6 protein-coding genes are annotated in these 6,835 nt (G+C 69.2%); 5 read left to right on the plus strand and 1 reads right to left on the minus strand.

Features of this window, described 5'->3' with window-relative positions; all coding sequences use genetic code 11:
* The 5 genes from VJR25_RS11530 to VJR25_RS11550 all read left to right on the plus strand — a co-directional run.
* Positions 1–393, plus strand: a 393-nt coding sequence (locus VJR25_RS11530) for a Holliday junction DNA helicase RuvB C-terminal domain-containing protein (RefSeq protein WP_324115115.1), incomplete at its 5' end; no start/stop codon positions are given.
* An 85-nt stretch (positions 394–478) separates the two neighbouring features.
* Complete coding sequence (locus VJR25_RS11535; RefSeq protein ID WP_324115116.1) at positions 479–1,018, plus strand: preprotein translocase subunit YajC; 540 nt, start codon at positions 479–481, stop codon at positions 1,016–1,018.
* 44 nt (positions 1,019–1,062) lie between these two features.
* Positions 1,063–2,796 (plus strand): protein translocase subunit SecD, encoded by a 1,734-nt coding sequence (gene secD / locus VJR25_RS11540; protein WP_324115117.1) that lies wholly within the window; start codon positions 1,063–1,065, stop codon positions 2,794–2,796.
* Positions 2,796–3,785: a protein translocase subunit SecF gene (secF, locus tag VJR25_RS11545; RefSeq protein WP_324115118.1), complete on the plus strand. Its 990-nt coding sequence runs from the start codon at positions 2,796–2,798 to the stop codon at positions 3,783–3,785. Before secD ends, secF begins: the two co-directional genes overlap by 1 nt.
* Before the next feature lie 62 nt (positions 3,786–3,847).
* Entirely contained in the window at positions 3,848–6,103 is a 2,256-nt protein-coding gene (locus VJR25_RS11550) for a bifunctional (p)ppGpp synthetase/guanosine-3',5'-bis(diphosphate) 3'-pyrophosphohydrolase (RefSeq protein WP_324115119.1), read from the plus strand.
* Here the strand turns inward: VJR25_RS11550 and VJR25_RS11555 are convergent.
* Complete coding sequence (locus VJR25_RS11555; protein ID WP_324115120.1) at positions 6,090–6,629, minus strand: hypothetical protein; 540 nt, start codon at positions 6,627–6,629, stop codon at positions 6,090–6,092. The two genes, VJR25_RS11550 and VJR25_RS11555, sit on opposite strands and share 14 nt — an antisense overlap.
* Positions 6,630–6,835: the final 206 nt, after the last annotated feature.

A 6,835-nucleotide genomic window follows, 5' to 3' on the forward strand; every position in this document is an offset into this window, starting at 1 on the left:
ATCGCGCGCCGCTCGCGCGGCACGCCCCGCATCGCGAACCGGCTCCTGCGCCGCGTGCGCGACTACTCGGTGGTGCACGGCGGCGACCTCGACGTCGCCACCGTGGGCGCCGCCCTCGACCTGTACGACGTGGACGCGATCGGACTCGACCGGCTCGACCGGGCGGTGCTGGATGCCCTCGTCCGGCGATTCCGCGGTGGGCCGGTCGGCCTCAACACCCTCGCCGTCACCGCCGGCGAGGAACCGGAGACCATCGAGTCGGTCGTGGAGCCCTATCTCGTGCGCATCGGATTCATGGGCCGCACCCCGCGCGGGCGCATCGCCATGCCGGAGGCGTACGCCCATCTGGGCGTCGCGCACCCGGACGGGGCGCTGAGATTCGATGACCTATAATCGCTGAAGGCTCTCGCCTGCTCTTCTTCTCACGGCAACGCCGCCACCCGGCGCGCGCCGTCATCCGAAAGGTGCCCCAGACTCCATGTCTTCTGTGTTCGCAGCCGCCGCCACGAGCAACCCGATCGGGACGTTCTTCTCCCAGTACGGCCTGATCATCATCCTGGCCGTCCTGCTGATCTTCATGTTCTGGAGTTCGCGTCGCCGCCAGGCCAAGCAGAAGCTCGAGCAGGAGGCCAAGGCCCGCCAGACGGTGCCGGGCGCCGAGGTGCTGCTGCAGGGCGGCCTGTACGGCACCATCGTGTCGTACAACCCGGACAACCTCGACGAGCCCGCGATCATCGAGCTCACCGACGGTGTGCACATCCGTGTGCACAGCCAGGCGATCCTGCGCGTCGTGACGCCCACCGAGTTCGAGGCGCACGAGCACGACGCCGTGGACGCCGACGCCGAGGCGGCCATCGAGATCCCCGACCACGAGCAGATCACGCCCGAGGCCATCGCGCCCGAGCTGGGTCGCGACACGGCCGCCGAGCCGCACGTCGAGACGCCGGAGGAGACCGCTGCGCGTCTCGCCGACGAGCAGCGCAAGGCCGACGAGAAGAAGGACGACCCCGAGGCCTGAGCGCCCGTCGCCTCTTTTCCCGTCCCGAAGAAAGCTGACCCGTCGTGGCCTCATCCACTCCCGTCCGGCATGCGTGGCGCGCCCTGCTGGGCCTGCTGCTGATCATCGTCGTGCTCGCGGGCGTCAACGCCCTCGGCGTGTACGGGTTCAAGAAGAGCTTGTGGACCCCCACCCTGGCGCTCGACCTGCAGGGTGGCACGCAGATCATCCTGGAGGCGGACACGCCCAACGGGGCGCAGCCGACGAGTGACCAGATGAACCAGGCGGTCACGATCATCCGCAACCGCATCGACGCCTCGGGCGTCGGCGAGTCGGACATCTCCACCCAGGCCGGCAACCAGATCGTGGTGCAGGTCCCCGGCCAGGCCACCGACCAGGAGCGCCAGCGCATCGAGGCCTCCGCCCAGATGCAGCTGCGGCCCGTGCTCTACACGGGTGCCCCGGCGAACTCGTTCGTCGGCAAGGACGGCAAGTCGACCCCGTACCCGACTCCGGCCCCCACGCTGCGGTCGACGCCGTCGCCCAAGCCGACCAACGCCAGCGACACGAGCTGGATCACGCCCAAGCTGCAGGCGCAGTTCCTCGCGTACGACTGCAACGCCAAGTCGAACAACCCGGCCGACCAGCCGCGGGGCGAACCGCTGATCACCTGCGATGTGGGCAACCAGGCGAAGTACATCCTCGGCCCCGTCGAACTCGACGGCTCGATGATCTCCAATGCCACCTACGGCATGAACTCCCAGAACGGCCAGTGGGAGGTGCAGCTCAACTTCAACGGCGACGGCACCAAGAAGTTCTCCGCCGTCAGCCAGCGGCTGTACGGCGCGACCGCCCCGCTGAACCAGTTCGCGTTCGTGCTCGACGGCAAGGTCATCGAGGCACCCTCGATGAACGCGGTCATCACCAACGGCGAGGCCTCCATCTCGGGCAGCTTCACCCAGCAGTCCGCGCAGACCCTCGCCGACCAGCTGAAGTACGGTGCGCTGCCGCTGAGCTTCAAGGTGGTCAGCTCCGACACGATCTCGGCCACGCTCGGTTCGCAGCAGCTGATGACCGGCCTCATCGCCGGCCTCATCGGACTCGCGCTGGTGGCGGTGTACTCGCTCATCGTCTATCGCGCGCTCGGCTTCGTCATCATCGCGTCGCTCGGCGTGATGGGCGTCATCACCTACGTGATGCTGTGCATCCTGGCGTGGCGCATGGGCTTCCGCCTGTCGCTCGCCGGCGTCGCCGGCCTCATCGTGACGATCGGCTTCACGGCCGACTCGTTCATCGTCTACTTCGAGCGCATCCGCGACGAACTGCGTGACGGCAAGACGATCACCGCAGCCGTCGAGACCGGCTGGAGCCGCGCGAAGCGCACGATCTACATCTCCAAGTCGGTGAACATCCTCGCCGCCGTGGTGCTGTACATCCTCGCCGACGCGACGGTGAAGGGCTTCGCGTTCACCCTGGGCCTCACCACCGCGATCGACATCGCGATCTTCCTGCTGTTCACCCACCCGATCATGCAGCTGGTCGCCCGCACGCGGTTCTTCGGCTCGGGGCATCCGCTGTCCGGCATGGACCCGCAGGCGCTCGGCGCGGTCTACCGCGGTCGCGCGCAGTTCCGCGCTCCCGTGCTCCAGGACACCGTGGGCGGAGCCGCCCGCAAGGCGGAGCGGTCGCGCGGCGAGGCCGCCCGCCGGCAGACGATCGCGGAGCGCAAGTACGCGGAGGAGCAGGCCGCCAAGGGCGGGCGCGACACCGCCGTCGCGACCAAGGACGGAGACGACTGATGGGTGCCATGAGCCGTTTCGGCAACGACCTCTACTCGGGCAAGCGCTCCTTCCCGTTCGTCGGCAGGCGCCGGCTGTGGTTCATCATCGCCGCGCTGCTGGTGCTCGGATCGGTGCTCGTGCCGCTGTTCCGGCCCATCCAGTTCTCGATCGAGTTCACCGGCGGATCCCAGTTCACCGTGTCGGGCCTCAGCAGCCCGGACCAGGCCACCGCGACGAATGCCGTCTCCGGTGTGGTGCCGAACGCGCACGTGACGGTCACCACCGTCGGCAACAGCGGGGTGCGCGTCGAGACCGACCAGCTCACCGACCCGCAGACGCTCGCCGTGCGCTCCGCACTGGCGAAGGCCTACGACGTGCAGGTGAACGACGTCACCACGTCGTTCGTCGGGCCGAGCTGGGGAGCCGACGTCACCCGTCAGTCGCTGTGGGGCCTCGCGATCTTCCTCGCCCTGACGTTCGTCATCCTGGCGCTGTACTTCCGCACCTGGAAGATGTCCGCCGCAGCGATCATCGGCCTCGTGGACGTGCTCGTCATCACGGTCGGGATCTACGCGCTGTGCGGCTTCGAGATCTCGCCGGCCGCCGTGATCGGCTTCCTGACGATCCTGGCGTACTCGCTCTACGACACCACGGTCGTGTTCGACAAGATCCGCGAGAACACCAGCCAGGACGGCGAGTCGGCAGGACGCACCTTCGGCGAGTCGGTCAACCTCGCGGTGAACCAGACCCTCGTGCGCTCGATCAACACGACGGTGGTGGCGATCCTGCCGGTCGGCGCGATCCTGTTCATCGGCGCCTTCCTGCTCGGGGCGTCGACGCTGAGCGACATCTCGCTGTCGATCTTCGTCGGCATCATCGTGGCCGCCTATTCGACCCTGTTCGTCGCGGCGCCGCTGTTCTCCCTGTTCCGCGAGAGCGAGCCGAAGATCGCCGCGCACGACAAGAAGGTGCTGCAGGCGCGCGAGCGTGCGGTCATCGCGGCCTGAGACGCCGGGCTCGTGGCACTCCGGCGTAGGATGAGAGGATTCCAGCGCAGAGAGGGGTCCCGATGAGCGAGGCTCCTGCGCCGGCGGCGTCCCAGGCTCCGTCGCTGCGGCGCCTGGTGCCGCGGATCTTCTCCCGGAGCGGCCGTCCCGACGGTGTCGATCAGCTCCTGCGCACGGTGCGGACGCACCACCCCAAGGGCGACCTCGGCATCATCGAGCGCGCCTACGAGGTGGCCTCCCGCGCCCACGCCGGGCAGAAGCGGCAGAGCGGCGAGCCGTACATCACCCACCCGCTCGCCGTCGCCCAGATCCTCGCCGAACTGGGTCTCGGACCCCGGGCCATCGCGGCGGCGGTGCTGCACGACACGGTCGAGGACACCGCCTACAGCCTCGAGCAGCTGACCGCGGATTTCGGCGACGAGGTCGCCATGCTCGTCGACGGCGTCACCAAGCTCGACAAGGTCAAGTACGGCGAGAGCGCGCAGGCCGAGACGGTCCGCAAGATGATCGTCGCGATGTCCCGCGACATCCGGGTGCTGCTCATCAAGCTCGCCGACCGCCTGCACAACGCCCGCACGTGGGGATTCGTGCCGCCCGAGAAGGCGAAGAAGAAGGCCACCGAGACCCTCGAGATCTACGCTCCGCTGGCCCACCGGCTCGGCATCCAGGCGATCAAGTCCGAACTCGAGGATCTGTCGTTCGCGGTGCTGCATCCCAAGATCTACGCCGAGATCGAGAGCCTCGTGCGCCAGCGCACGCCGCAGCGCGAACAGTACGTCCACACTGTGATCGCCTCGGTCGAAGAGGACCTGCGCGAGCTGCGGATCCGCGGCCGCGTGATGGGCCGCCCGAAGCAGCTGTACTCCGTCTACCAGAAGATGGTGGTGCGCGGCCGCGAGTTCGACGACATCTACGACCTCATCGGCATCCGTGTGCTGGTCGGAACCGTCCGCGACTGTTACGCCGTGCTGGGCGCCATCCACGCCCGCTGGACGCCGCTGCCGGGCCGCTTCAAGGACTACATCGCCACCCCCAAGTTCAACCTCTACCAGTCGCTGCACACCACGGTCATCGGGCCCGGGGGCCGCACGGTCGAGATCCAGATCCGCACCAACGAGATGCACCAGCAGGCCGAGTACGGCGTCGCGGCGCACTGGAAGTACAAGGAGCGGATGTCCGGCGGCAAGGCGGACTCGAAGGCCGCCGACGCCGACATGGCCTGGCTCGCGCACATCTCGGACTGGCAGGCGGAGACCGCCGACCCCGGCGAGTTCCTCGACTCGCTGCGTTTCGAGATCGGCGCGAAGGAGGTCTACGTCTTCACCCCGAAGGGGCGCGTCATCGGGCTTCCCGCGGGGGCGACGCCCGTCGACTTCGCCTACGCCGTGCACACCGAGGTCGGTCACCGCACCATGGGCGCGAAGGTCAACGGCCGCCTCGTGCCGCTCGAGTCCGAGTTGCACTCCGGCGACGTCGTCGAGGTGTTCACGTCGAAGAATCCGGATGCCGGCCCCAGCCAGGACTGGCTGGGATTCGTCAAGAGCACGCGGGCACGCAGCAAGATCCGCGGCTGGTTCACCAAGGAGCGCCGCGAGGAGGCGATCGAGCAGGGCAAGGAGGCCATCGCCCGCGCGATGCGCCGGCAGAATCTGCCGCTGCAGCGGCTGATGAGCCAGGACTCGTTCGCCGAGGTCGCGCGCCAGCTCAAGTACGAGGACGTGACGGCGCTGTACGCCGCGGTCGGCGAGGGACACGTCTCGACGCAGTCCGTGCTCGAGAAGGTCACGGCGCTCGTGGCCACGGAGGACACCACCACGGGTGCGATCGACCTGCCCTCGGTCGGCCGTTCGCGGGCGCCGCGGGGAGGGGACTCCGGCATCCTCGTCCGCGGTGCCGACGACATCCTGGTCAAGCTCGCCAAGTGCTGCACGCCCGTTCCGGGCGACGAGATCGTCGGGTTCGTCACCCGCGGCAGCGGCGTGTCCGTGCACCGCGCGGACTGCACGAACGTGAAGTCGCTGATGAGCGACCCGGCCCGCCTCATCGACGTGGAATGGGCGCCCACCTCCAAGAGCGTGTTCCTGGTGCAGATCCAGGTGGAGGCGCTCGACCGATCGGGACTGCTCAGCGACGTCACCCGCGTGCTGAGCGAGCACCATGTGAACATCCTGTCCGCGACGGTCTCGACGACCGACGACAGGCTGGCGCTCAGCCGCTTCGTGTTCGAGATGGGCGACACCGTGCACCTCGACCGGGTGCTCAACGCCGTGCGGCGCATCGAGGCCGTCTACGACGTGTACCGCGTCACGTCGTCCTGAGGCGGCCCAGCAGACGCAACGCGGATCCGGTGTGCGGCAGACCGCTGTGGGTCCACAGCCAGCGCCGCGCGGCATCCGGATCGGCGATCCCGGTGCCGATCAGGAGCCGGACTGCCGCCCGGGATGCCTCATCGCCGGTCCGCGCGAGGTCGGCGAGGGTGCGCGTCGGAGTGGTCACCGGAAGTCCGCCGACCGTGACGAGATCGGCCGGCGCGAGGAGGCTGTCCCGGTATTCGATGCGCAGGGACTGATCGACGCGGCGCCGGCCGGGGCGGGTGCGCTGCACCGCGACCCGCACAGGCGGCGACGGCACGGCGCCGTGGATCCAGGCCGCCGCGAAGTGCGTCACGGCGCAGTCCGCCGGCACCAGGGTCGCGAGGGATGCCGCGCGCAGCTGCGCCGTCTCCACCGCGTCCGCGGGGATGTAGGCGTCACCGACCTCGACGACGTGCCCGTCGATGCGCGCGGCACTGAGCTCGGCGACGCTCAACGCCGCTCCGGGTGCGTACAGGAACACGGAGGCCACACCGACAGTGTGCGCCGGACGGGGGCGCCGGCGCCGCCCGGAGGACCGTGCTGTGGATAACCCTCAGCCGCCGAGTGCGCGCAGCCACGCGCGCCGCGCCTCGAGGGCTTCGCGCGCCTCGGCGATCGATCGGGCGTCGCCGGATGCCTCGGCTGCGGCGAGGTCGTCCTCCAGCTTCGCGATCGCGTCGGTGAGCTGACGGGTCA

The organism is Microbacterium sp. (assembly GCF_035277845.1).
Lineage (GTDB): Bacteria > Actinomycetota > Actinomycetes > Actinomycetales > Microbacteriaceae > Microbacterium.

Excerpts from the sequence above, each read along its gene's own strand:
- secF (WP_324115118.1), top strand. The coding sequence starts at position 2,796 with ATGGGTGCCATGAGCCGTTTCGGCAACGACCTCTACTCGGGCAAGCGC.
- VJR25_RS11535 (WP_324115116.1), top strand. The coding sequence starts at position 479 with ATGTCTTCTGTGTTCGCAGCCGCCGCCACGAGCAACCCGATCGGGACG.
- VJR25_RS11550 (WP_324115119.1), top strand. The coding sequence starts at position 3,848 with ATGAGCGAGGCTCCTGCGCCGGCGGCGTCCCAGGCTCCGTCGCTGCGG.